This window comes from Streptomyces sp. NPDC002130 (assembly GCF_040296465.1).
GTDB lineage: Bacteria > Actinomycetota > Actinomycetes > Streptomycetales > Streptomycetaceae > Streptomyces.
The window spans coordinates 12,450-36,022 of record NZ_JBEOXI010000042.1; the positions used below are offsets into that span (position 1 = coordinate 12,450).

Annotated in this window: 22 protein-coding genes and 1 pseudogene; 9 read left to right on the top strand and 14 right to left on the bottom strand. The window is 72.1% G+C overall.

The window, feature by feature from the left end; translation table 11 throughout:
- The first annotated feature begins 466 nt into the window (after positions 1–466).
- The 3 genes from ABT116_RS10835 to ABT116_RS10845 are packed head-to-tail and all read left to right on the top strand — an operon-like array spanning position 467 to position 2,645.
- Positions 467–1,537 (top strand): Rieske 2Fe-2S domain-containing protein, encoded by a 1,071-nt coding sequence (locus tag ABT116_RS10835; RefSeq protein ID WP_351630766.1) that lies wholly within the window; start codon positions 467–469, stop codon positions 1,535–1,537.
- A complete protein-coding gene (locus tag ABT116_RS10840) occupies positions 1,534–1,713 on the top strand; it encodes a hypothetical protein (RefSeq protein WP_351630769.1) in 180 nt (59 codons plus the stop codon). Before ABT116_RS10835 ends, ABT116_RS10840 begins: the two co-directional genes overlap by 4 nt.
- The gene (locus ABT116_RS10845; RefSeq protein ID WP_351630771.1) at positions 1,710–2,645 is read left to right on the top strand and encodes a PDR/VanB family oxidoreductase; all 936 of its coding nucleotides are present in this window, start codon (positions 1,710–1,712) and stop codon (positions 2,643–2,645) included. The genes ABT116_RS10840 and ABT116_RS10845 overlap by 4 nt, the downstream gene beginning before the upstream one ends.
- 28 nt (positions 2,646–2,673) lie before the next feature.
- Here the strand turns inward: ABT116_RS10845 and ABT116_RS10850 are convergent, their stop codons facing one another.
- The 7 genes and pseudogenes from ABT116_RS10850 to ABT116_RS10880 form a co-directional block, all read right to left on the bottom strand.
- Positions 2,674–3,345 carry a GntR family transcriptional regulator gene (locus tag ABT116_RS10850; protein ID WP_351630774.1) on the bottom strand — a complete coding sequence of 224 codons (672 nt, stop codon included), beginning with the start codon at positions 3,343–3,345 and terminating at the stop codon, positions 2,674–2,676.
- A 38-nt stretch (positions 3,346–3,383) separates the two neighbouring features.
- Positions 3,384–4,385 (bottom strand): proline racemase family protein, encoded by a 1,002-nt coding sequence (locus ABT116_RS10855; protein ID WP_351630776.1) that lies wholly within the window; start codon positions 4,383–4,385, stop codon positions 3,384–3,386.
- A 5-nt stretch (positions 4,386–4,390) separates the two neighbouring features.
- Entirely contained in the window at positions 4,391–5,281 is an 891-nt protein-coding gene (locus ABT116_RS10860; RefSeq protein WP_351630779.1) for a dihydrodipicolinate synthase family protein, read from the bottom strand.
- Positions 5,278–6,642 carry an FAD/NAD(P)-dependent oxidoreductase gene (locus ABT116_RS10865; RefSeq protein ID WP_351630781.1) on the bottom strand — a complete coding sequence of 455 codons (1,365 nt, stop codon included), beginning with the start codon at positions 6,640–6,642 and terminating at the stop codon, positions 5,278–5,280. The genes ABT116_RS10860 and ABT116_RS10865 overlap by 4 nt, the downstream gene beginning before the upstream one ends.
- A gap of 331 nt (positions 6,643–6,973) precedes the next feature.
- A pseudogene (locus ABT116_RS10870) lies at positions 6,974–7,270 on the bottom strand ((2Fe-2S)-binding protein); the annotation flags it as partial.
- Positions 7,267–8,421 (bottom strand): NAD(P)/FAD-dependent oxidoreductase, encoded by a 1,155-nt coding sequence (locus tag ABT116_RS10875; RefSeq protein ID WP_351630783.1) that lies wholly within the window; start codon positions 8,419–8,421, stop codon positions 7,267–7,269. The gene ABT116_RS10875 and the pseudogene ABT116_RS10870, both read right to left, overlap by 4 nt.
- A gap of 70 nt (positions 8,422–8,491) precedes the next feature.
- The gene (locus tag ABT116_RS10880; RefSeq protein ID WP_351630785.1) at positions 8,492–9,151 is read right to left on the bottom strand and encodes an MmyB family transcriptional regulator; all 660 of its coding nucleotides are present in this window, start codon (positions 9,149–9,151) and stop codon (positions 8,492–8,494) included.
- A 238-nt stretch (positions 9,152–9,389) separates the two neighbouring features.
- On the opposite strand from ABT116_RS10880, the gene ABT116_RS10885 reads away from it, so the two are divergent.
- The 3 genes from ABT116_RS10885 to ABT116_RS10895 all read left to right on the top strand — a co-directional run bounded on the left by ABT116_RS10885 (position 9,390) and on the right by ABT116_RS10895 (position 11,015).
- Positions 9,390–10,049: a helix-turn-helix domain-containing protein gene (locus ABT116_RS10885; RefSeq protein ID WP_104781073.1), complete on the top strand. Its 660-nt coding sequence runs from the start codon at positions 9,390–9,392 to the stop codon at positions 10,047–10,049.
- Positions 10,050–10,081: 32 nt separating this feature from the next.
- Positions 10,082–10,612, top strand: a complete 531-nt coding sequence (locus tag ABT116_RS10890) for a toxin-antitoxin system, toxin component (RefSeq protein WP_351630824.1) — start codon at positions 10,082–10,084, stop codon at positions 10,610–10,612.
- 178 nt (positions 10,613–10,790) lie between these two features.
- Positions 10,791–11,015: a hypothetical protein gene (locus ABT116_RS10895; RefSeq protein WP_104781071.1), complete on the top strand. Its 225-nt coding sequence runs from the start codon at positions 10,791–10,793 to the stop codon at positions 11,013–11,015.
- Between the two features lie 36 nt (positions 11,016–11,051).
- On the opposite strand, the gene ABT116_RS10900 is transcribed toward ABT116_RS10895, so the two are convergent.
- Both ABT116_RS10900 and ABT116_RS10905 read right to left on the bottom strand, forming a co-directional pair.
- Positions 11,052–11,711 (bottom strand): 4'-phosphopantetheinyl transferase family protein, encoded by a 660-nt coding sequence (locus ABT116_RS10900; protein WP_351630789.1) that lies wholly within the window; start codon positions 11,709–11,711, stop codon positions 11,052–11,054.
- Positions 11,708–12,568, bottom strand: coding sequence for a metallophosphoesterase family protein (locus ABT116_RS10905; RefSeq protein WP_351630792.1), 861 nt, complete (start codon positions 12,566–12,568; stop codon positions 11,708–11,710). The genes ABT116_RS10900 and ABT116_RS10905 overlap by 4 nt, the downstream gene beginning before the upstream one ends.
- A gap of 258 nt (positions 12,569–12,826) precedes the next feature.
- Here ABT116_RS10905 and ABT116_RS10910 point away from each other — a divergent pair, with 258 nt between their 5' ends.
- On the top strand, positions 12,827–13,963 hold the full coding sequence (locus ABT116_RS10910) for an ATP-grasp domain-containing protein (RefSeq protein ID WP_351630795.1): 1,137 nt from the start codon (positions 12,827–12,829) through the stop codon (positions 13,961–13,963).
- Positions 13,964–13,967: 4 nt separating this feature from the next.
- On the opposite strand, the gene ABT116_RS10915 is transcribed toward ABT116_RS10910, so the two are convergent.
- The 5 genes from ABT116_RS10915 to ABT116_RS10935 form a co-directional block, all read right to left on the bottom strand.
- Entirely contained in the window at positions 13,968–14,486 is a 519-nt protein-coding gene (locus tag ABT116_RS10915) for a cupin domain-containing protein (RefSeq protein WP_351630798.1), read from the bottom strand.
- 75 nt (positions 14,487–14,561) lie between these two features.
- A complete protein-coding gene (locus ABT116_RS10920) occupies positions 14,562–15,812 on the bottom strand; it encodes an alpha-L-fucosidase (RefSeq protein WP_351630800.1) in 1,251 nt (416 codons plus the stop codon).
- 4 nt (positions 15,813–15,816) lie between these two features.
- Positions 15,817–18,858, bottom strand: coding sequence for an alpha-mannosidase (locus ABT116_RS10925; protein WP_351630802.1), 3,042 nt, complete (start codon positions 18,856–18,858; stop codon positions 15,817–15,819).
- 56 nt (positions 18,859–18,914) lie between these two features.
- The gene (locus tag ABT116_RS10930; protein ID WP_351630805.1) at positions 18,915–20,255 is read right to left on the bottom strand and encodes a 6-phospho-beta-glucosidase; all 1,341 of its coding nucleotides are present in this window, start codon (positions 20,253–20,255) and stop codon (positions 18,915–18,917) included.
- Positions 20,252–21,016: a DeoR/GlpR family DNA-binding transcription regulator gene (locus tag ABT116_RS10935; RefSeq protein ID WP_351630827.1), complete on the bottom strand. Its 765-nt coding sequence runs from the start codon at positions 21,014–21,016 to the stop codon at positions 20,252–20,254. Before ABT116_RS10935 ends, ABT116_RS10930 begins: the two co-directional genes overlap by 4 nt.
- A gap of 149 nt (positions 21,017–21,165) precedes the next feature.
- Between ABT116_RS10935 and ABT116_RS10940 the strand changes: the two genes are divergently transcribed.
- Together ABT116_RS10940 and ABT116_RS10945 are read left to right on the top strand one after the other, a co-directional pair.
- Entirely contained in the window at positions 21,166–22,218 is a 1,053-nt protein-coding gene (locus ABT116_RS10940; RefSeq protein ID WP_351630807.1) for a carbohydrate kinase family protein, read from the top strand.
- A 46-nt stretch (positions 22,219–22,264) separates the two neighbouring features.
- Positions 22,265–23,542: an ABC transporter substrate-binding protein gene (locus ABT116_RS10945; RefSeq protein ID WP_351630810.1), complete on the top strand. Its 1,278-nt coding sequence runs from the start codon at positions 22,265–22,267 to the stop codon at positions 23,540–23,542.
- Positions 23,543–23,573: the final 31 nt, after the last annotated feature.

Sequence of the window (23,573 nt, forward strand, 5' to 3'; positions counted from 1 at the left end):
TGACGAGCATCGAAGCGCTTCGGTGTCATTCTCCGCTCCATCACGAGGAAATCCCCTTTGTCTGCATACCCGCCTCACACACCAGCGCCGTTCCGCGATCGCGGCCGCCGTTCGCGAAGCGCGTGGACGACCTGCTGTCGCGGCTCGCCTTCGACCGAAAGATGGGATCCCTGCCTGGTCAACGTCTGCCGTCGAGCGCTTGGGCGGCGACGGCCACTGGTACCTGTCGGCGGGCGCGTGGGAACGCGCAACGCCCGTGAGACGCCGGACGGCCCGTCGCACCACCCCCGGACGAAACCCACCGCCACTGCTGGGCAAGACGCATCACAAGATCCTGACCAGCTCTTTCACTGGGACGCTTCCGCCTGACAGAAGCCGCCTTGCGCCGCAACCGCACCGCTTAGGACCCTGATCCCAACCACGGCACGCGGGGCGAAGACGCCCCGCCGACAGGGACGGGAACCCCATGCCTCACACCACCGCCTTCGCCAGGAACCAGTGGTACGTCGCCGCCTACAGCCACGAGGTGGGACGGGAGTTGCTCGGCCGGACGATCCTCGGGGAGACGCTCGTGCTCTACCGGACCGAGGAGGACGGTACGCCGGTCGTCCTGCACGACCGCTGCGTGCACCGCCGTTACCCGCTGTCCGAGGCGCCGACGCGGCTGGACGGGGACCGGATCGTGTGCGGGTACCACGGGTTCACCTACGACACATCCGGTACGTGCGTGTACGTGCCCGGGCAGAAACGGGTGCCGCGCACCGCCCGGATCGCCTCCTACCCGGTCGTCGAGCAGGACTCGCTGGTCTGGGTGTGGATCGGCGACCCGGCGCTCGCCGACCCGCAGACCATCCCCCGGGCCCGGCACCTCGACTCCCCCGGCTGGGTCACCGTGCGCGGCATGGAGCCCATCGACTGCGACTACGGACTGCTCGTCGACAACCTCCTCGACCTGTCACACGAGACGTATCTGCACGGCGGCTACATCGGCACCCCCGAGGTCGCCGAGACGCCGATCACCACCGAGGTCGACGAGGGCGCCGGAATCGTCCGGGTGAGCCGGCACATGGACGACGCCGAGTGCCCGCCGTTCTACGCCAGGTCGACCGGCATCGAGGGCCGCATCACCCGCTGGCAGGACATCGAGTACCACGCCCCCTGCCTGTATCTGCTGCACAGCCGTATCGCCCCGGTCGGGGTGCTGCCCGAGGCGGACGGCAGCGACCCGAACGGCTTCCACACCGAGATCACCTACGCGATCACACCGTCCGGCGACGGCACGGTGTACGACTTCTGGGCGGTCTCCCGGGACTGGGCGACCGACGACGCCGAGGTCACCGAGTTCCTGCGGGGCAACAACCACACCGTGGTGATGCAGGACGTCACCGCGCTCAACCTGCTGCAGAAGACCCTCGGCAGCGAACGCACCGGTTACCAGGAGCTGAGCATCAACATCGACACCGGTGGTCTGGCCGCCCGCCGCATCCTCGCCCGGCTGGTGGAACAGGGCGAGAAGCCCGAGGAGAAGGTCCGGTGAGCGCTCCGACCGGCGAGGTCTACCGCATCGCCTGGCTGCCCGGCACCGACACCCTGCACGGCACGTGCCACTGCGGCCGCGAACACACCGCGCATGACCCCGTCGAGATGTGGGAGTGGATGCTCGCCCATCCGCAGGGGCACTTGGTCGACGAGCCACGAGGAAACAGTTCATGAGCATCTACGAGTCCGAACTCGTCGTCGAGCGAAGGGAGTTCGCGGCCGACGGCGTGCTCGCCCTCACCCTGCGCCATCCGCTGGGCGAGCCGCTCCCGGCGTGGGAACCGGGCGCCCACGTCGACGTCCTGCCGGCGCCCGGTCTGGAGCGGCAGTACTCGCTGTGCGGCGATCCGGCGGACCGGTCGGCCTGGCGGATCGCGGTGCTGCGCGAGCGCCCCGGGCGGGGCGGATCGGCCCATGTGCACGAGCAGTTGGGCGAGGGCGGCAAGGTGCGGGTGCGCGGGCCCCGGAACAACTTCCGGCTGGAGCCCGCTCCCCGGTACCGCTTCGTCGCGGGAGGCATCGGCATCACACCGATCCTGCCGATGCTGGCGGCGGCCGAGGCGGCGGGCGCCGACTGGACGCTGCTGTACGGCGGGCGCACCCGCGGGTCCATGGCCTTCGCCGAGGAACTCGGCCGCTACGGGGACCGCGTGACGATCGCGCCCGAGGACGAGTCGGGCCTGCTGGACCTGCCGTCCGTGCTGGACGACGTGCCCGGGGGCACCCTCGTCTACTGCTGCGGTCCCGGGCCGCTGCTGGACGCGGTCGAGGCCCGGTGTCCGTCCGGGGTGCTGCGCGTCGAACGGTTCCAGCCCAAGGAGCAGGAGAGCGGCACCACCACCGCGTTCGAGGTGGAACTCGCGCGGAGCGGACGGACGCTCACCGTCGCTCCGGACGTGTCCGTGCTCGACGCCGTGCGCGCCGCCGGGGTCGAGGTGCTGTACTCCTGCACCGAGGGCACCTGCGGCACGTGTGAGACCGACGTCCTCGACGGCGAGCCGGACCACCGGGACTCGGTGCTGACGGAGGACGAGCGCGCGGCCGGCGAGACCATGATGATCTGCGTGTCCCGCTGCCGCGGGAAGCGCCTCGTGCTGGATCTGTGAAGCGCCCGCCCCTGTCCGCCCGGCCTGTTCAGGGCGCGGCCCACAGGCCCCGGACGTGTCCGAGGTGCCGGGCCATCACGGCGCGTACGGCCTCCTCGTCGCGGGCGAGCAGCGCGTCCAGGATCTCCAGGTGCTCCTCTGCCGACGCCTCCAGCCGCCCCTGTTCCACCAGCGCCGTCAGGCCGTAGAGCCGGGAGCGGCGTCGGAGGTCGCGTACGACGTCGACGAGGTGGCCGTTGCCGGCCAGGGCCAGCAGACCGAGGTGGAAGCGCAGGTCGGCCTCGACGTAGGCGATGAGGTCGCCGGCCGCCGCGGAGGTGACGATCTCCCGGGCGACCGGGCGGAGCGCCTCCAGAGCCACCGGGTCGGCCGTGCGGGCCAGCTCCGCCGTGGTGGGGATCTCGATCAGCGCCCGGATGTGCTTGTACTCGTCGAGTTGCCGCTCGGAGACGGCGGTGACCCGGAAGCCCTTGTTGGGCACGGTGTCGACCAGGCCCTCCTTGGCCAGGTCGAGCATGGCCTCGCGCACCGGTGTGGCGGAGACGCCGAAGCGGGCGGCCAGGCCGGGGGCCGAGTAGACCTCGCCGGGCCGCAGTTCACCGGCGATCAGGGCGGCCCGCAGCGCGTCCGCGACCCGCTCCCGGTGGCTGGGCTTCCTGCTTCCCAGCACGGGCAGGGCGGGGGTGTGCTGCGGAGCCATGACGTTCGAAGTTCCTCTCGTGTGCGCTTGCGGGGTGTCTACAGGACGAACCCCGCCGGGAACGGGTCCTCGGGGTCCAGCAGGTACTGGGCGGTGCCGGTGATCCAGGCGCGGCCGGTGAAGCTCGGCAGCACGGCCGGGCGGCCGGCGACCTCGGTGGTGCCGAGCAGTCTGCCGGTGAAGTGGGTGCCGATGAAGGACTCGTTCACGAACTCGGTGTGCAGCGGGAGTTCGCCGCGCGCGTGCAGCTGGGCCATGCGGGCGCTGGTTCCGGTGCCACAGGGCGAGCGGTCGAACCAGCCCGGGTGGATGGCCATGGCGTGCCGCGAGCGGCGGGCGGTCGAGCCGGGGGCGGCCAGGTAGACGTGGTGGAGGCCGCGGATGGAGGGGTCCTCGGGGTGGACGGGCGGGTCCTCGGCGTTGACGGCGGCCATGAGGGACAGGCCCGCGGCGAGGATCTCGTCCTTGCGGGACCGGTCGAAGGGCAGACCGAACCGCTCCAGCGGCAGGATGGCGTAGAAGTTGCCGCCGAACGCGAGGTCGTACGTCACCGTCCGTCCGTCGGCGAGGGTGGCCTCGCGGTCGAGGCCGACGGCGAAGGAGGGGACGTTCCGCAGGGTGACCGCCCGGGCGGCGCCGTCCTCGACCGCCACCTCGGCGACGACCGGGCCCGCCGGGGTGTCGAGCCGGATGGTGGTGACCGGCTCGACGACCTCGACCATGCCGGTCTCGACCAGCACGGTCGCCACACCGATGGTGCCGTGCCCGCACATCGGCAGATAGCCGGAGACCTCGATGTAGACGACGCCCCAGTCGCAGTCGGGCCGGGTCGGCGGCTGGAGGATCGCGCCGCTCATGGCGGAGTGGCCGCGGGGCTCGTTCATCAGCAACTGCTTGATGTCGTCGCGGTGTTCGCGGAACCACAGCCGTCGTTCGTTCATGGTGGCGCCGGGGATGGTGCCGATGCCGCCGGTGATCACCCGGGTCGGCATGCCCTCGGTGTGCGAGTCGACGGCGTGCAGGACGAGTTTGCTGCGCATGGTCCTCAGCTCAGTCCGGCCGCGACGGCCTTCTCGGTGGCGGCTCGGACGGCGGCTTCCTGCTCGGGCGGCAGTGGCACCCGCGGCGGACGGCAGGGGCCGCCGTGGCGGCCGACGAGATCCATGGACAGCTTGATGGCCTGGACGAACTCCACCCGCGAGTCCCAGCGCAGCAAGGGGTGCAGCTGCCGGTACAGGGGCAGGGCGGTGTCCAGGTCACCGCCGACGGCGGCCCGGTACAGCTCGACCGAGGACCGGGGCAGCGCGTTCGGGTAGCCCGCCACCCAGCCCTTGGCGCCAGCGACGGCCAGCTCCAGCAGGACGTCGTCCGCACCGATCAACAGATCCAGCTCGGGGGCGAGTTCGGCGATCCGGTAGGCCCGGCGGACATCCCCCGAGAACTCCTTCACGCCCTGGATGTGCCCCTCGCCGTGCAGCCGGGCGAGCAGCTCGGGCACGAGGTCGACCTTGGTGTCGATCGGGTTGTTGTACGCGACGACGGGCAGGCCCGCCCGGGCGACCTCGGCGTAGTGGGCGAGGACGGCACGTTCGTCGGCGCGGTAGGCGTTCGGGGGCAGCAGCATCACCGCGCGGCAGCCGGCCTCGGCGGCCTGCTCGGCCCAGCGGCGGGACTCCGCGGACCCGTAGGCGGCGACGCCGGGCATCACGCGCTCCCCGCCGATCGCGGCGACGGCCGTCTCGACGACCCGGGCGCGCTCCTCGGGCGTGAGCACCTGGTACTCGCCGAGGGAGCCGTTCGGCACGACGCCGTCGCAGCCGTTCTCGACCAGCCAGGCGCAGTGCTCGGCGTACCGGTCGTGGTTCACCGAGAGGTCGTCGTTCAGCGGAAGCGCGGTGGCGACGAGGACGCCGCGCCAGGGGCGGAGTTCGGTCATGACGGTCCCTCCTGGGAGTGTTGCCGAGCGAGGACGCCGAGCGGCACGGGACGGGCGAACGGGCGTTTGGCCGGGGTGGGTGCGCAGCCCGCGAGAGCGGCGATCGTGGTGCCGCACATCCGGCCCTGGCACCAGCCCATCCCGGCCCGGCTGAGCAGCTTCACGGTGCGTTCGTCGCCCGCCCCGAGGCCCAGGGCCTCGCGCACGGACCCTGCGGTGACCTCCTCGCAGCGGCAGATCACGGTGTCGTCGGTGATCTGCTCGGGCCAGTGCGCGGGCGGCGTGTAGGCGGAGTCGAGGGCGGCGGCGGATCGTCTGAGCTTCGTACGGGCCTTGAGGGCGGCCGGCGCCGGGCCCGGGGCGGTGCCTCGCAGGTGGGCGGCGGCGGAGCAGCCGGCGATGTGCCCCTCGGCGAGGGCGAGGGCGGCACCGCCGATGCCGGTGGTCTCACCGGCCGCCCACACGCCGGGCACGTCCGTGCGCTGCTCGGGGTCGACGCCCACGGTGAGCCCGTCGAGGCGGCAGCCGAGGCTGTCGGCGAGGTCGGTGTGCGGGAGCATGCCGTGGCCGGTGGCGAGGGTGTCGCAGGGCAGGTGCCGCTCGGTGCCGGGCCGGACGCGGCCCTCGGCGTCGAGCGCGGCGACCGTGACGCCGGTCAGCCGGTCGTCGCCGTGGGCGCGGACGACGGTGTGGCGGGTGAGGACCGGAACGCGGTGGCGCAGCAGCCGGGCGGCGTGTCCGGCGCCCTCGGGGAGCTTGCCGGCCAGGGCCGGGGCGTGACGGGCGAGGCGCCCGGGGGCGGCGGACTCGACGAGTGCGGCGACCTCGACACCGGCTGCGGCGAGCCCGGTCGCCACGGGCAGCAGCAGCGGTCCGGTCCCGGCCACGACGGCTCGACGCCCGGGCACCGCCAGCGCGCCCTTGAGCATGGCCTGGGCTCCCCCGGCCGTGACGACGCCGGGGAGGGTCCAGCCCGGGAAGGGCAGCACCTGCTCGTAGCCGCCGGTGGCCAGGACCACGGCACGGGCGTGCACCTCGGCGGGCTCTTCCTGGTCCGGCCCGAGCAGGGCGTGCACGGTGAAGCTCTCCGACGTCCGCTCCACACACCACACGTGGTGTTCCGTCAGGACGCGCACGGCACCGGCGGCGATTCCGTCCCGCAGCCGCTCCCAGGTCCGCCACCGGTGGTGCAGCGCCTCGGGCCGCCCGGCGCCGAGTCCTGCGGCGGGCTGCCGGTAGAACTGCCCGCCGGGCTGCGTCGCGGCGTCGACGAGGACGACCCGTACGCCGCGCGCGGAGGCAGCCAGGGCGGCGGCGAGTCCGGCCGGTCCGGCGCCGATCACGGCGAGATCAGTCCACACGCCGCACCTCCGGTTGCCCCGCCCCGTCCGGCGTGCCGATCACGTCCCCGTGGTGGCCCGTTCCCCTCGCGCTCCCGTGGCGCCCCGTTCCGTCCGGCGTGCCGATCGCGTCCCCGTGGTGGCCCGTTCCCCTCGCGCTCCCGTGGCGGCCCGTGCCGTCCGATGTTCCCCTCACGCTCCCGTGGTGGCCCGTGCCGTCCGGCGTGCCGATCACGTCCCCGCGGTGGCCCGTTCCGTCCGGGGTTCCCCTCACGCTCCCGTGGTGGTGGCCCGTTCCGTCCGGCGTACCGCTCGCGCCACCTCGGCCCGCCCCGTCCTGCGTGCCCATGACGTCCCCGTGGCCCGTTCCGTCCTGCGTGCCGATCACGTCCCCCGGCCGCACCGGCACCAGGCAGGCGCGTTGGTTGGGGCGTCCGTTGACGGTCACCAGGCAGTCGAAGCAGACGCCGATCCCGCAGAACACCCCACGCGGACGGCCCTCGCCGCGCGTGGCACGCCAGGACGTGACGCCCGCCGCCCACAGCACGGCGGCGACCGTCTGCCCGGGCAGGGCCTGCACCGGTCGCCCGTCGAACGTGACCGTGAAGGCGGGGCCCGGTCCGGCCTCCGCCAGTTCCAGCGGGTTCACTCGGTCTCCTCGGTGAAGCGGTCGGGCCGGAACGGGCCGAGATCCAGGTCGGGCGTCCGCCCGGTCAGCGCCTGGGCGATCAGATGCCCGGTGCCGGTGGCGAGTCCGATGCCCGCGCCCTCGTGCCCGCAGGCGTGGAAGAGCCCGGGCGCCCTCGGGTCGGCGCCGATCGCGGGCAGGTGGTCCGGCAGATACGGCCGGAAGCCGGCGTAGGTCCGCATCGCCCGGACTCCGGCCAGGAAGGGGAAGAGCCCGGTCGCCCCGGCCGCCAGCGCGCGCAGTGCCGGCAGCGACAACGACCGGTCGAAGCCGACCCGTTCACGGCTGGCGCCGATGAGGACCGGACCGGCCGGGGTGCCCTCGACCACGGGGGAGGTCTGCAGCGCCGCCGAGTCGCTGGCGACGTTGGCCACGTAGTCGGCGGCGTACACCTTGTGCCGGATGCGGGGCGGCAGCGGCTCGGTGACCAGGACGAACCCCCGCCTGGGCAGCACGGGCAGGGACACTCCGGCGCGGGCCGCCACCTCGCCGCCCCAGGTACCGGCCGCGTTGACGACCGCGGGGGCGTGGAGGTCGCCCCGGTCGGTCCGCACGCCGCGCACCGCACCGCCCGGACCGCGCAGGACCCCGGTCACCTCCCGGCCGGTGAACACCCGGGCCTTCGAGGCGCGCAGCAGGTGCGCCGCCGCGAGGGCGGGCATCACCTGGGCGTCCTGCGGGTAGTGCATGCCGCCCACGAGGCCGGGGGTCAGGTACGGCTCCAGGTCGGTGAGCCGGTCGGGCGGCACCGGGACCGCCTCGACCCCGGCCGCGCGCTGCTCCGCCGCGAGTTTCTCCAGCCCGGCCAGGGCCCGGTCCGTGCCGGCGACGACGACACCGCCCTTGGCCTCGTACTCGACGGCCCTGTCCAGCCCTTCCCGGGCCAGGTCGGCCCACAACCGGGCGGACAGCAGGGCCAGTTCGAGCTCTGGTCCGGGTTCCTTGTCGGAGACGAGGAGGTTCCCCTCCCCCGCTCCGGTCGTGCCGCCGGCCACCGGACCCCGGTCCACCACGACGGCGTCCAGGCCCGCGCGGGCCGCGTACAGAGCGGCGGCGGCGCCGACCACTCCGGCTCCCACCACCACGACATCGCAGGTCAGCGACTCGCTCACGCCAGTACTATGTCACACACCACAGGGTCCGGGAAGGGTGCCGACAAGGCGGGCGGACATCCGGGGGCGGTCAGTCGGCCGCGGGGACGACCCTCAGGTGGGAGGTGGTACGGCGGGTGCGGCGCTCCCGGGACGTGGAGCGGCGGGCCTCGCGCAGGACGAACGTGACCCGGGCGCAGCCCAGTTCCTCGAGCGTCCTGGACGTCTCGATGACGACCCGGCACTCCGTGGCGCCCCGGTGCGGGTCCGGGTGCAGCAGGGGCCGTACGGCACCGTCCTGCTCGACGGCCCCCTCGCCGACCGCGCGGATCCAGTGCGGCAGGCCGTGCCGGTAGGCGGCCTCCATGATCGGGTCCTGGGCGATGTCGCGGCGGATGGCCTGCAGCCCGTGGTCGGGGCCGTGACTCTCCACGGTCCGCGCGAAGTGCGCGAGCATCGGCAGGCACCAGCTCGCCTCGTGCTCGCCGAGCACCGTGGGGGCGTCGGGGTGGAAGAGGACGAACCTGAGGAAGTTGTCGCCCGGCATCGCCGTCGGGTGCGGGCCCACCTCACGGAAAAGTGACCGGAAGGCGCCGTTGGTGAGCACCACGTCCCAGCAGTGGTCGACGACGAGCGCGGGGAAGGAGACACCCTCCAGAAGCCCTGCGTAGTCCTCCAGGTAGGCCTGGGCCTCGGGAGTCTCGGGGACGGGCCGCGGTGCCGGCCGCTGCCCTCCTGCCTGATATGCCATCGGGAGGTCACCCCTCTTGCCTGTGCGGCCTTGACGCGGCGCCCCGATCCTGCTGCCCGGAGCTGAGGCGTGTCAACTATCGTGGCATTCCATGTCTGTTGACGGCTGAAATTGGCCACAGTTGTGGCGAGACCTGGATGCGAGTTCGAACCACCGGCTACGCTCCGGGAAGTTCACGCCGGGGTAGGTCACGGCATCCACTTGTGAGAAGCCTGTGAGATACGTAGGAGATCTGTCGGTGACGGGTGGCTTCGTCGAAGGTCCGGGCGTCACGCCGACGGCCGTGCTGCCGGCCGTCGTCTCCCGTGTCGGCGCGCTCGCCGACCGGCTCGGCGTGCCGCACGCCGAGGTCTTCGACATCGGCCGGCTGTCCGTCGCCTCCGGCGTCCCGGAGCCGGTGGTGAAGGCCTTGCTGTGCGGCAGGCCCGCGGGCGAGCCCGATGTGCAGGCCCGGTTCCTGCAGCGGCTGGACCTGTTGCGCCGGACCCGGCTCAAGCCCAACGGCCGCAAGTACACCCAGCAGGAGATCGCCGACGGCGCCGGCATGTCCCGCCAGCAGGCCGGCGCTCTCATCAACGGCGACCGACGGCCGACCATGGAGCACTGCGACGCCCTCCAGCGGTTCTTCCGGGTGCACGCCGGCTTCCTGACGGCCGAGGACCCCGAGGCGCTCGTGAGCGCCCTCCAGCACACCGAGCAGGATCTGCTGCAGAAGCTCGCCGACCGTGAGCGGCAGGCCGCCGCGGCACAGGACGACCCGCTGGAGCGGCTGCTGCAGGACCACGGCGTGCGCGGCATCGCCTGGCGTGCCGCGCAACTGCCCACCGACCAGCACCGCGACAAGGTCGCGGAGTGGCTGGACATGCTCCTGGAGAGCGTCAAGCGGCCCGAGTCGTGACCGTGGGGAGAACTGTGGGCATCGGTAAGGAAATGCGCCGTCTGTGCGGCGAGCTGGTCGCGGAGCTGACCCTCCCCGCGCCGGCTCGGCCCGAGGAGCTGTACGCCGCCCTGTGCGACGGCATGAGCAGACGCCGCGGCCGCCCCGTGCGCTTCCGCACGGCCGCGTTTCCGCCCGGGACCGCCAGCGGGCTCTGGCTGGACATGGCCGAGCAGGACCTCGTCGTGATCGAGGAACGCACCGCTCCGGATCACCAGTTGGTGATCCTGGGCCACGAGCTGTGGCACATGAAGGCGGGGCACTGCTCCCACCACGTCGAGGGCGCGGCCGTCGCGGCCAGGCTGCTCGACGACGGGGCCGACCTCCAGGCGACCGTGCTGAAGGTCGCCGCGCGCACCCGTTTCGACCTCGACGACGAGCGGGAGGCCGAGAGCTTCGGCCTGCTGCTGGCCAGCAAGTGCCGGGCGTGGCTGACCGGTTCCTCCTCGCGGGGGCCGGTGCAGCGGGACCATCTGGCGGGGCGGATCGAGGCGTCGCTGGGGTACCGCGGACCGCAGGGCTGAGGGGCCGTTCCGCGCGGCGACGTGGTGCGGTGCGCCTGCGCCGAGCGGGCGAACCGGAGGGCGGCGGGACCGGATTGTCAGTGGTGGGCGGCAAGCTGGAGGTGCGCCACCGCTGTGCGGGGCGTACGCGCCGCGAGGGGCGCGGGACCGACGACGCCGACACGGGGAGAGCCGACCGATGCCCACCGCCGTTCTGACCGATCGTGAACGCACCGCCGTCCAGGCCTATCTGCGGCTGCTGCACACCGTCCGGGCCGCCTTCGACCTGGAGGGCAGCCCGCCGCTCGTCCCGCCCGCTGTGCTCGCCGAGGCGGAGCAGGCCCTGGAGCGTGCCGGACTGACCGGCAACGAGGAGGCGTTCTTCCGTCTCCTGGAGAACTGGTGTCCGAAGCCCGGTCCCTGACCGGGAGTGCCACCGGACGAGTGCCGGGGAGCGGGGTCAGGTGTGCGGTACGGCGACCGCCGTCGCGATCAGGCCCCGTCCCGCCGTCCAGCGGCCGTCGAAGTGGCCGAGGCGGCGGGCGCCCACCCATGGCCCGGGGACGAGCAGCTCCGCTCGGAAGGTGCCGTCGGCGGTGAGCTCGATGTCGGCCTCCATGAAGTCCAGCCACTTCCCGGTGAGGGGGAACCACGCCTTGTAGACGGACTCCTTCGCGCTGAACAGCAGCCGGTCCCAGTGCACGTCGGGGCGTTCGGCCCCGAGCCGTCGCAGCCGGTCGGCCTCGGCCGGCAGGGACACGGACGGCAGGACACCTTCGGGCAGCGGGCCGTGGACCTCGGCGTCGATACCGAGCGACGCCAGGTCGGTGGCGCGGACCAGCGCGGCGGCGCAGTAGCCGTCGCAGTGGGTCATGCTGCCGGTCAGTCCGGCCGGCCAGCCGGGGGCGCCGCGTTCCCCGGGCAGGATCGGCCGCGGCTCGACGCCGAGCTTCTCCATGGCTCTGCGGGCGCAGGAGCGCACGACGGCGAACTCCCTGCGCCGCTTGGCGACCGCCCGTGTCAGAAGGGCCGCCTCCTCGGGGTACAGCGGGGCGTCCGCGTCCTCGTGTCCGTACGCCTCGACGCTGACCACCGTCTCCGGCAGCAGGTCCTCGATCACCGCTGTTCGCCCTCCCCCGGCAGGATCCGCCGCAGCCGCCCCGGCGCCTGGGACCGCTTGCTCCACTCACGTGGATAGCCCACCGACACCTCCTCGAAGCGCACGCCCTCGTGGAAGGTGGTGCGGGGGATGTGCAGATGGCCGTAGACCATGGTGTGCACGGGGAATCTGCGGTGCCAGTCGGCCGTCAGGTCGGTGCCGCACCACATGGCGAACTCGGGGTGCCAGAGCACGTCCATCGGATGCCGGTGCAGCGGGTAGTGGTTGACCGGGATCACGGGCAGGCCGACGGGCAGTTCGGCGAGTCGGCGTTCGGTCTCGGCGACCCGGGCCCGGCACCAGGCCTCCCGGCTCGGGTAAGGGTCGGGGTGCAGCAGGTACTCGTCGCTGCACACGATCCCGGTGCCCTGCGCGTGCTCCAGGCCCTGCTCCTTGGTCGTGCAGCCGGCCGGCAGGAACGAGTAGTCGTACAGGAGGAACAGCGGGGCGACGGCGACCGGCCCTCCGGGGCCCTCCCAGACGGGGTAGGGGTCCTCCGGTGTCGTCACGCCGAGTTGGCGGCACATCTCGACCAGGTACTCGTACCGGGCGACGCCGCGCAGGGTGACGGCGTCGCCCGGATGGGTCCACAGCTCGTGGTTGCCGGGCACCCAGACGACCTTGCGGAAGCGGGCCGCGAGCGTCTTGAGGGTCCAGCGGATGTCCGCCACGGTCTCCGCGACGTCCCCGGCGACGAGCAGCCAGTCGTCGTCCGTCCCGGGCCGCATGTCCTCGACCAGGGCGCGGTTCTCCGGGTAACCGATGTGCAGATCGCTGATGGCCAGCAGTTGTGCGGCGCCACCGGCCGTCGACGTCACCTCTCGCCCCCTCCGCGCGCACCCGGACGTCACCAAGAGATCACATCCGCGCGACGGGGAGCAAGAGCGGCCCGGGGGCCGTGGCGGGAGAATTCCTTCACACGCGCGTTGCACGAGGGGGCCCGCCGAAGCCGTATGATCTGGCCCAACACCACCGCTACGAACTTCCCTTTCACAGGGGCGGTTTGGTGTCCCTCCCTTCTCCTGCCCGGGCACGGGCTGCTCAGCCCTGCCCGCGAACCGTGAAAGGCGGCCTGCATGGTCTCTCGCGTACGCGTCTGGCTCAACCGCACGTACGCGGAGAACGTGTTCTTCATGGATCAGCTGCGGAGGAATCCCAGCGACCGGGCGGTCGAGATCCATGCCACACACGGCGACCCCGACTCGCCGGTGCTGGCCGCCGCCGACACCGCCGAGCTGGAGCCCGAGAACCTCTCCCCCGCCGGGTACGTCGAGTACGCGCTGGACCAGTGCGCGCGGCGTGGCATCGACGTCTTCGTGCCCCGGCTGCACCAGTCGGCGATCGTGGCGCACCGTGCCGAGTTCGAGGCGGGCGGCACGGCGGTGCTGGCGCCGCCGCCCGAGGCCGTGGCCGTCTTCCACGACAAGGTGATCGCCTACGAGGCGGTCCAGGCGATCGGTGTGCCGGTGCCGCCGTGGTACCGGGTCCGCTCGGAGGACGAACTCGTCGCGGCGGTCGAGGAGTTGGAGGCGGGCGGTCACAAGGCGTGCTTCAAGCCGGCGTCCGGGGCCGGCGGAGTGGGCTTCCGCGTGATCACGCGTACGCCCTTCTCGCTGATGCATCTGAGCGGGTTCCCCAGCCCGTACGTGCCGCTCGACCTGGTGGTGGAGGCGCTGCGGCAGGGCGAGGAGCCGGTGGACTGGCTGGTGATGCCGCGCCTGGAGCAGCCCGAGGTGTCGGTGGACTGCCTGACCGGGCCGGACAACCGGGTCCGGCTGGCGGTGGGCCGCACCAAGAACGGCCGCCGCCGGGGCTTCAGCCTGCACGAGCAGTGGCTGGACCCGGCCCGGCGGATCGCCGAGGGTTTCGGTCTGCACTACCTGTCCAACATCCAGTTCCGGATGTTCGGCGACCGGCCGGTGCTCATGGACGTCAACACGCGCCCGGCCGGCGGACTGCACCAGCTGTCCCAGTGCGGTGTCAACGCCCCCTGGGCCGCCGTGCAGCTGGCGCTCGGCGAGGACCCGGGCGAAATGGTCCCGCCGTTCCTGGGCCAGGACTACACGGTGGTGTCGGGGCCGCGTCCCCTGCGGCCGGTGTCGCTGCCGCAGCAGCGGCCCGGGGCGACGGAGCCGCTCCCGGCGGTACCCGCGCCCGCCGCGGCCGAGCAGGCCGGCTCCGTCGGGGCGGCGGCTCAGGCGCTGCCCCTCTGAGGCCTCAGGCCCGGGCCGCGAGTGCCTCGCGCCAGACGGGGCTGTCGACGTAGTGGTTGTCGAAGCGTTCCGAGGAGTCCCTGATCTCCTGTGGGTCGGCCTCGCCGCGCATCACCCGGCCCAGGAGCCGCAGGTAGTCGAAGCGTCCCGCGCCCGGTGTGAAGACGAACAGCACGTCGGCTGTCGCACCGGGCGCGGCGGCGAAGGCGTGCGGGGTGTGCGGGGGCACCAGCAGGAAGTCGCCGGCCTCCAGCACGGTGATCTCCTCGCCCACCAGCAGCTGGAGCGCACCGTCGATGACGTAGAACATCTCGGACGCCTCGGTGTGCAGGTGGGCAGGGGCGCCGACGGCGCCCTGAGCGAACGTCGACCGGTAGCTGGTGAGCCGCCCGCCGGTGTTCCCGGAGTCGGCGAGGAGGGTCATCACGCTGCTGGGGTCGCGCGTCGTCTCGGCCTCGGCGGCGCGGGTGAGGACCGGTGCGAAGCCGCTGCCGTTTCCCGTTTCGTTCTGTGTCGTCGTCATGACATCGACCCTACGGAGCCGGGCGACCCACGGCAGGGGGCATTCCGGCGTCGAAACAGTGGGTCAATTCGTCCGTCAGAAGCGGCCCCCTCCCCGGTACAGCTCCAGCTCTCCTTCCAGTTCGACGGCCAGCATCGTGGCGTGCGGGTCGAGGTCCGAGGCCGTTGGGGGTTCGATCCAGAGGATGCCGGGTGTCTCGTGGAGGCCACCGGTGACACTGTGGGCCAGTTCCGTGCCGCTGCCCAGGACCGAGACGCGGCGGACCTCGCTGAGCAGGCCCCGGACGTTGATCTCGGCGCGCGGGGCATCGAAGAGGGTCAGGTAGAGGGTGCGGCGGTCCTTGGAGAGGGTGCTCGGGCCGTAGTGGTGGCCCGGCGGGAGTCCCCGTACGGTGCCGTACACGGCTTCGGCGTGGCGGGTGATCCAGTCGCCGAGCCCTTCCAGCCGCCGCGCCTGTTCGTCCGTGATCGTGCCGTCCTCCCGCGGGCCGACGCTGAGCAGCAGGTTGCCTCCGCCGCCGATGGTCTCGGTGAAGTAGCGGATCAGCTGGTCGACGGACTTGTGGTTGTGATCGTGATGCTGGTGGCCCCACGAGTCGTTGATCGTGAGGCACAGCTCCCAGGGACCCTCCGGCGGGATGACGGGTGCGCCCTGCTCGGGGGTGGCGTAGTCGCCCTCGCTGAGCATCCGGGCGTTGAGGACGACGTCCGGTACCTCGGAGCGGATCAGGGCGGCCAGTTCGGGGATGCGCCACTGCTCCTCGCTGCGGTCCCACTCGCCGTCGAACCAGAGCAGGTCCGGCTTGTAGCGGGAGGTGAGTTCGCGTATCTGGCCGTCGCGGTAGGCGAGGAACCTCTCCCAGGCCTGAAGGTCCTCGAACTCGGCGGCGACCTCGGAGTAGCGGTTGTCCTCCAGCTCCGGCGGACGGCCGGGCTTGCGGGTGGAGGCGTAGTCGGGGTGGTTCCAGTCGGAATGGGAGTAGTAGAGGCCGACCCGGAGGCCCTGCTCGCGCAGGGCCTCGGCATAGCCGCCGATCAGGTCACGGCCCACGTTCAGGTCGCCGTACGCCGTGTCCCACAGGGCGACCCCGTCGTGATGACGGCTGGTCAGGACGGCGTACCTGGCGCCGGCCCGCGCGAAGAGCCTCGCCCAGTCGCGCGGGTCGTAACGGGCGGCCGTGAACCGGTCGAGCTGGGACATGTACCGCTCGTGCGGAACGATGTCGTCGTAGAACGACCAGGACTCCTGGACGCCGTCGACCGCGTAGATGCCCCAGTGGACGAAGATGCCGAGCTTGGCGTCCTCGAACCACGGCTGCATGGCCATGAGGTCAGCCCCTTTGCAGGCGCAGGGTCAGGATCTGGAAGGGCCGCAGCGTGAGGGCGACGGCCCCGTCGGTGATCTCCGCGTCCTCCAGCGGGCGTTCCAGCAGGTCGGTGATCTGGGCGCCGGCGAGCGGGAACCCGGTGCGCAGGGTGCCGGTGGCCCGGCCGCCGCGGGACTCGTAGAGCCGTACGACGACATCGCCGGAGGCGTCGTCGGCCAGCTTGACGGCTTCCACGGTCACGCCCTCGCCCTCGGCGGAGACCACCGGTGCGGGGGCGCCTGCCGCGTCGGCCACCCGGAGCGGCAGGTTGAGGGCGTAGCCCTCGGCGACGGCGTCCTCGATGGTCGCGCCGGGCAGCAGCGCGTAGGTGAAGCGGTGGCGGCCCTGGTCGGCCTCGGGGTCCGGGATGCGCGGGGCGCGGACGAGGGACAGTCGGACGGTGGTCGTGGTGCCGCCGTCCTCGCGGACCGTGCGGGAGACGTCGTGGCCGTACGTCGAGTCGTTGATGACGGCGACGCCGTAGCCCGGCTCTCCGAGGTGCACCCAGCGGTGGCCGGAGACCTCGAAACGGGCCGCCTCCCAAGTGGTGTTGGTGTGGGTGGGGCGCTGGATGTGGCCGAACTGGATCTCGGCGGAGGAGTGTGGGGCCCTGATGTCGACGGGGAAGGCCGCCTTGAGGATCTTCTCGGTCTCGTGCCAGTCGATGTCCGTCTCGATGTCGATCCTGGGGCTGCCGGCGCGGACGGTGATCGTCTGGGTGACCGTGGAGCCCTTGCCGAAGGACCGCTCGACGCGGATGGCGCCGATCAGCGGGTCCTGCTCGACGACCGTGACGGACGAGGCGTCCAGGAGGTCGGTGTAGCGGTTCTTGTAGTGCTTGTCGATGTCCCAGGCGTCCCAGTAGTTGGGCAGGTCCGTGTGCAGGCGGAGCAGGTTGCCCGGCTCGGCGAGGACCTCGCGGCCGGCGCGCAGGTCGCGCACGGAGGACAGGGTGCCGTCCTCGGCGACCTCCACCCGGACCAGCCCGTTGTCGAGGACGCGGCCGTCGACGGTCACCGGCTGCGGGGGCGCCGAGTCGGTGAGAGGCGCGGAGCCGTTCGCGGGCACCTCCACGTACACCGGTGCGCCGTCGGCGGTGCGGACCACTTCGGAGCGGTCGTAGGGGCTGGTGTTGAAGACGCGGGGGCCCCCGGCGCCCAGCGCGGCCACCGCCTCGGCGGTCAGCGCGTGCAGCTCCCGCGCGACACGGGCGTACTCGGCCTCGGCCTCGCGGTGCACCCAGGCGATGGAGGAGCCGGGCAGGATGTCGTGGAACTGGTGCAGCAGCACCGTCTTCCAGAGCCGGTCCAGCTTCTCGTGCGGGTAGGTGTAGCCCGGCGCGTGCAGGGCGGCCGTGGTCGCCCAGAGTTCGGCCTCGCGCAGGAGGTGCTCGGAGCGGCGGTTGCCCTGCTTGGTGCGGGCCTGGGAGGTGTAGGTGGCGCGGTGCAGCTCCAGGTAGAGCTCGCCGACCCAGACGGGCGCGTCCGGGTACTCCTCGCGGGCCTTGGCGAAGAACTCGTCGGGGTGCTCGACGACGACCTTCGCGGAGCCCTCCAGGTCCGCCAGCCGGCGGGCGCGTTCCATGATCTCGCGGGTGGGGCCGCCACCGCCGTCGCCCCAGCCGAAGGGGGCCAGGGAGCGGGAGGCGCCGCCCTTCTCGGCGTAGTTGCGGACCGCGCGGGACATCTCCACGCCGCTGAAGCGGGCGTTGTAGGTGTCGACCGGCGGGAAGTGGGTGAAGATCCGGGTGCCGTCGATGCCCTCCCACCAGAAGGTGTGGTGGGGGAACGTGTTGGTCTGGTTCCAGGAGATCTTCTGGGTGAGGAACCACTCGTTGCCGGCGAGCTTGGCGAGCTGCGGGTAGGCCGCGTTGTAGCCGAAGGAGTCCGGCAGCCACACGCCCTTGGTCTCGATGCCGAAGTGGTCCATGAAGAACCGCTTGCCGTGGACGAACTGGCGGGCGACGGCCTCGCCGCCGGGCAGGTTGCCGTCGGACTCGACCCACATGCCGCCGACCGGCGCCCACTGGCCGTTCTTCACCGACTCCTGGATGCGGGCCCAGACCTTGGGGTAGTTGTCGCGCACCCACTCGTACTGCTGGGCCTGGGAGCAGGCGAAGATGAAGTCGTCGTACTCGTCGGCGAGCGAGGTGACGTTCGAGAAGGTGCGGGACGTCTTGCGCTTGGTCTCGCGGATGGGCCAGAGCCACGCGGAGTCGATGTGGGCGTGGCCGACGCCGGAGATCGTGTGCGCGCTGGCGTGCGCGGGCTTGGACAGCACCGGCTTCAGCGCTTCGCGCACCGCGGCGGCCGAGCCGGAGACGTCGTCCAGGTCGAGCAGGTCCATCGCCCGGTCCAGGGCGTGCGCGATCTCGTGCCGGCGCGGGTCGTGCTCGCCGAGCTCCAGCATCAGCTCGCGCAGCACCTGCACGTCGAGGTCGAGGTGCCAGACCTCCTCGTCGAGGATCGCGATGTCGGCGCTGCGGAAGGTGTAGAGGGGCTTGTCGCCCGCGGTCAGCTTGTCGCCGAGCGGGGTGGTCCTGGAGAAGTTGTCCGCGAGGATGTCCGGGTTGGAGGCGGCTTCGACCAGGTAGTCGACCGTCTCGCCGCCCTGCGCGGGGTTGGCGATCGCCACGTACTGGTTGAGCGGGTTGACGGCTTTGAGGGGGGTGCCGTCCGTGAGGTGCACGAGGGCCTCGGCCTGGTTGCCGGGCCAGTCGCCGACAAAGCCGAGGTCGATGACGGCCTCGACGCGCTTTCCTGCCCACTCGGCGGGCACCTGTCCGCGCATGCGGAACCAGGTGGTGCCCCAGGGCGGGCCCCACGGGGTGCCCATCGTGAACGGCTCGTAGGAGGCGGCGGCGGCCTCCTCGAACGGGACCGGCTCCCCCGGGGCCTGCCAGGCCTCCACCTCGAAGGGGACGGTGGCCGCGTAGACCGCGGACTTGATGCGCTGGTCGTGAAGGCGCTGCACGCGCTCCTCGATGCGGCGGCTTTCGTCGTGCATGAGATGTCTCCAGGAAGCGGGGAAGAGCGGCGGGGAAAGCGCTTACCTCTCGGTGCTCACCTAAGGTACGCCAGCCCGGGGTGGACCTCGGTGTAGCCCTCGACCAGCCTGCGGGCCACGTTGACGGAGTCGACGAGCGGGTGCAGGGCGAAGGCCTTGACGGCGGTCGTGAGGGAGCCGGAGTCGGCGGCGGCCAGCACCTCGCGCTCGACGGCCTTGACCGCGCAGACCAGGCCCGTGGCGTGGTCGGGCAGCGGGTCCACGGCGACGGGGTGGGCGCCGTTGGCGTCGACGAGGCAGGGCACCTCGATGACGGCGTCGGTGTCGAGAACCGACAGCGTGCGCTGGTTGCGGACGTTGAGGATCAGGGTGGTGCGCTCGTCCCGGGCGATCGCCCGCATCAGCGCGAGGGCCACCTTCTCGTAGCCGCCGGACAGGTCGTCCTCGTCGCGTTCACCGGCGCCAGCGGTCTCGCGGTTCTCGGCCATGTACGTGGCCTCGCGCTCGGCGCGGGTGCGGTCCCAGACCGTGAGGGCGGGGGCGTCCGGGTTCCGCATCTCGGCGTAGAAGCGGGCCTGCTGGTCGTGCAGGAAGGCACCGCGGGTCTTCTCGGCCTGCTGGTAGGCGCGGACGGCCTCGCGGTTGAAGTAGTAGTAGTGCAGGTACTCGTTGGGGATCGCGCCCAGGGAGCGCAGCCAGTCGGCGCCGAAGAGCTTGCCCTCCTCGAACGAGCCGAGCAGGTCGGGGTCGGCGAGCAGGCGCGGGAGCTCGTCCCGGCCGGCGACGCGCAGGCCCCGCACCCAGCCGAGGTGGTTGAGGCCGACGTAGTCGATCCACGCCTCCGCCGGGTTCTCCACGCCGAGCACCCGTGCGATACGGCGGCCGAGACCGACCGGGGAGTCGCAGATGCCGATGACGCGGTCACCGAGGTGGCGGGACATGGCCTCGGTGACCAGGCCGGCCGGGTTGGTGAAGTTGATGACCCAGGCATCGGGCGCGAGCCGGGCCACCCGCCGCGCGATGTCGACGGCGACCGGGACGGTGCGCAGGCCGTAGGCGATGCCACCGGCGCCCACCGTCTCCTGACCCAGCACCCCTTCGGCCAGGGCCACGCGTTCGTCGTCCGCCCGCCCTTCGAGGCCGCCGACGCGGATCGCGGAGAAGACGAAGTCGGCGCCGCGCAGGGCCTCGTCGAGGTCGGTGGTGGCGCTCACCTCGGGCGCGTCGGGGACGCCGGCCGCCTGTTCGGCGAGGACACGCGTCACCGCCGACAGCCGTCCGGCGTCCAGGTCGTGCAGGACGACGTGGGTCACCCGGCCCTCGGCGTGGTCCTGGAGGAGCGCCCCGTACACCAGTGGCACGCGGAATCCTCCGCCGCCCAGAATCGTCAGCTTCACGCTTGCACCTTTCCCGCCACGACCACCTCGACGCCCGCCTCCTGGAAGGACGTGAGCGTCGCCGCGTCGACCGGCTCGTTCGTCACCACCGCGTCCAGGTCCTCGGGACCGCAGACCTTCGCCATCCCGTGCCCGGGGAACTTCGCCGCGTCGGCGAGCAGCACCACTTTCTCGCCGGCCTTGATCATGGCGCGCTTGACCGGCACCTCCACGACCGTCGTGTCCATGACCTGCCCGCCGGGCCGTACCCCGCTGGTGCCGAGGAAGAGCCAGTCGGCGTGCAGCTGCCGCAGGTTGTCCTCGGTGAGGAAGCCCACCAGGGAGCGGTACTCGCGGCGGACCATGCCGCCGAGCAGGACCAGCTCGATGCCCTCGTCGTCGGCGAGTTCCTCGTAGACCACCAGGTTGCTGGTGATCACGGTGAGCCGGCGCCCGTGCAGCTGCCGGGCCAGCCGGTAGGCCGTCGTCCCGATGTCCAGCAGCACCGACTGACCGTCCCTGACCATCGCGGCGGCCCGTTCGGCTATGGCGTCCTTCTCGGTGACGCGCACCTCGGCGACCTCGGCGAAGGGCTGGTCGCCCTCCTCCACGACGGCGCCGCCGTGCACGCGGGTGAGCAGTCCGTCTTCTTCCAGTTTGACCAGGTCACGCCGGATTGTGGCAGGGCTCACGCCCAGCTGCTCCGAGAGGTCGGTCACGGCCGCGGGCCCGCCGGCACGCAGGGCCCGCAGGATGAGTTGGTGTCGTCGTTCAGCCAGCACGGCGTGCACATTACTCGTCATCTCCAATCATCGCCATGCTTATTTCTGCTCGGGTATTGACCAATCTCGCTGAGCGGCGCACGATTCCGGTCACCGAAATGAAGAGTTTTGACGATCTCCGTCGAAGCCGTGAGCGAGAGGACACGTCCGTGGACGACGACCGGCCCGATGTGCTGCTGACCGGGCTGCTCTTCTACGACCTCGTCCTCACGGGGCTCGGCAGGCCGCCCACACCGGGCGAGGAGATCTGGACCGGGGGCATGGGCTGCGGCCCGGGGGGCATCGCGAACCTCGCCGTGGCCGCCTCCCGCTTCGGCCTGCGCACCTGTCTGGCCACGGTGTTCGGCGACGACTTCTACGGCGAGCACTGCCGGGACGTCCTGTGCGACCAGGAAGGCGTCGACCTCTCGCTCTCACGTACGGCGGACGGCTGGCCGACCCCGGTCACCGTCTCCGTCGCCTACGGCCACGACCGGGCCCTGCTCACCCACGGCCAGGAGCCGCCGTACTCGCAGGACGTGCTGATGGGCGACCCGCCCGACGCGCGGACCGCCCTGGTGCACCTCGAGGCCGAGCCGCGCGAGTGGCTCGCCAAGGCCGCCGCGAACGGCACGCAGATCTACGCCGACGTCGGCTGGGACCCCACCCAGGAGTGGTCGACGGCCCTGCTGGAGCAGCTGTCCCTGTGCCACGCCTTCCTCCCGAACGAGACCGAGGCGATGGCCTACACCCGCACCGACAGCGCGCTGGCCGCGCTCGGCACGCTCTCGGAACTGGTGCCGGTCGCCGTGGTGACCCGGGGCGGGGACGGCGCCATCGCCGTCGACCAGATCACCGGCGAGTACGCCGACGTCCCGGCCCTGGACACCGACGTCCTGGACGCGACGGGCGCCGGCGACGTCTTCGGCGCGAGCTTCGTCGCGGCGTCCCTCGGCGGCTGGCCGCTGGCGGAGCGGCTGCGGTTCGCGGTGCTCGCGGCAGGGCTGTCCGTCCGGCACCACGGCGGTGCCCTCGCGGCCCCCGGCTGGTACGGCATCGCCCGCTGGTGGCGCTCCCTGAGCGACCCCGGACTGCGACGCGCCTACGGCTTCCTGGCCGACCGTGTCCCGGCCGATCCCAGGCCGCCCGTGCACCACGCCCCCGTCACCCCGCCCGCCCCTCACACCCCCGTCGGTCCGCGCGCCTGTGAAGGGCCGCACTGACCCTCCCACCCCTCTCCACGTCGAACAGGAACAACAGGAGTGACCCGTGGACCTTTCTCGTAGAGGCTTCCTCCAGGCCGCCGCGCTCACCGCGGCCGCCTCCGGTCTGACCGTCGCCTGCGGCGGCGGAACCGGATCGGCCGGCAGCAAGAACGGCAAGAACCTCACCTTGTGGTACTGGGGAGGCGCGCTCAGCGACAAGGTCGTCGCCGAGGCCAAGACGCACTTCAGCGGCCAGGTGAAGCTGACCGCCGCCTCCATCGGCGGCGACTTCAAGCAGAAGCTGACCACCACCCTCGCGGCGGGCGCCTCCGTGCCCGACATCACCGGCATCAAGGGCGAGGACATGGCGTCCTTCCTGCCCAACGCGGGCCGCTTCCTCGATCTGAACGACCTGGGCTTCAAGAAGATCGCGTCCCAGTACCTGGACTGGAAGACCAAGCTCGCCAGGACCGAGGACGGCAAGCAGATCGGCTTCCCGATCGACATCGGCCCGACCGCCCTCTTCTACCGCGCGGACCTGTTCGACAAGGCGGGACTGCCCACCGACCCCGACAAGGTCGCCGCCCGGGCCGGGACCTGGGAGGAGTACTTCGCGCTCGGCACCGAGCTGCACAAGAAGGTGCCGGGCACCTACCTGGTCAACAACATCGGCTCGGTCTTCACCATGGCGGTCGGGCAGGGCACCGAACGGTTCATCGACAAGGACAACCGCTTCATCGGCGACCAGGACCACATCCGCAAGGCCTGGACCACGGCGGTCCGCCCCTACACCCTCGGCCTCGACGCCAAGATCAACGACAACACCTGGAACGCCGCCGTCGGCAGGACGCTGACCACCGAACTCGGTGCCGCCTGGCACGCCTTGGACATCGAGCAGGCGGCCCCGAAGACCAAGGGCAAGTGGCGGGTCTGCGCGATGCCCGGTGGACCGGCCAACCAGGGCGGCTCCTACCTGGCCCTGCCCAAGCAGTGCCGGAACCCCGAAGAGGCGTTCAAGATCATCAGCTGGATCCTCAGCCCGGAGAACGACGCCCGCGGCTTCACCGACGCCGCCATCTTCCCCGCCGCACCGGCGGCCTACTCCATGCCGGCCATGACGGGCGGTGACCCGTTCTTCGGCGGGCAGAAGATCATCGAAGTCTTCGGCCCGGCCGCCAAGGCCATCCCGGCCGCCTACGAGGCACCCGCCGACGCGGCCGTCATGGCGCCTTTCATGACCGAGCTGTCCAGCATCGAGGCCAAGGGCAAGAAGCCCGACGACGCCTGGAAGGACGCGGTCAGTCAGGCCAAGCAGATCGCCCGGCGGCAGGGGGTGAGCTGAGCGATGGCGTCACCTCCGGTCACCGGTTCCG

Coding starts and splice junctions, on each gene's coding strand:
- ABT116_RS10835 (WP_351630766.1), top strand. CDS start 467: ATGCCTCACACCACCGCCTTCGCCAGGAACCAGTGGTACGTCGCCGCC.
- ABT116_RS10845 (WP_351630771.1), top strand. CDS start 1,710: ATGAGCATCTACGAGTCCGAACTCGTCGTCGAGCGAAGGGAGTTCGCG.
- ABT116_RS10850 (WP_351630774.1), bottom strand. CDS start 3,345: ATGGCTCCGCAGCACACCCCCGCCCTGCCCGTGCTGGGAAGCAGGAAG.
- ABT116_RS10855 (WP_351630776.1), bottom strand. CDS start 4,385: ATGCGCAGCAAACTCGTCCTGCACGCCGTCGACTCGCACACCGAGGGC.
- ABT116_RS10860 (WP_351630779.1), bottom strand. CDS start 5,281: ATGACCGAACTCCGCCCCTGGCGCGGCGTCCTCGTCGCCACCGCGCTT.
- ABT116_RS10880 (WP_351630785.1), bottom strand. CDS start 9,151: ATGGCATATCAGGCAGGAGGGCAGCGGCCGGCACCGCGGCCCGTCCCC.
- ABT116_RS10890 (WP_351630824.1), top strand. CDS start 10,082: ATGCGCCGTCTGTGCGGCGAGCTGGTCGCGGAGCTGACCCTCCCCGCG.
- ABT116_RS10895 (WP_104781071.1), top strand. CDS start 10,791: ATGCCCACCGCCGTTCTGACCGATCGTGAACGCACCGCCGTCCAGGCC.
- ABT116_RS10910 (WP_351630795.1), top strand. CDS start 12,827: ATGGTCTCTCGCGTACGCGTCTGGCTCAACCGCACGTACGCGGAGAAC.
- ABT116_RS10915 (WP_351630798.1), bottom strand. CDS start 14,486: ATGACGACGACACAGAACGAAACGGGAAACGGCAGCGGCTTCGCACCG.
- ABT116_RS10920 (WP_351630800.1), bottom strand. CDS start 15,812: ATGGCCATGCAGCCGTGGTTCGAGGACGCCAAGCTCGGCATCTTCGTC.
- ABT116_RS10925 (WP_351630802.1), bottom strand. CDS start 18,858: ATGCACGACGAAAGCCGCCGCATCGAGGAGCGCGTGCAGCGCCTTCAC.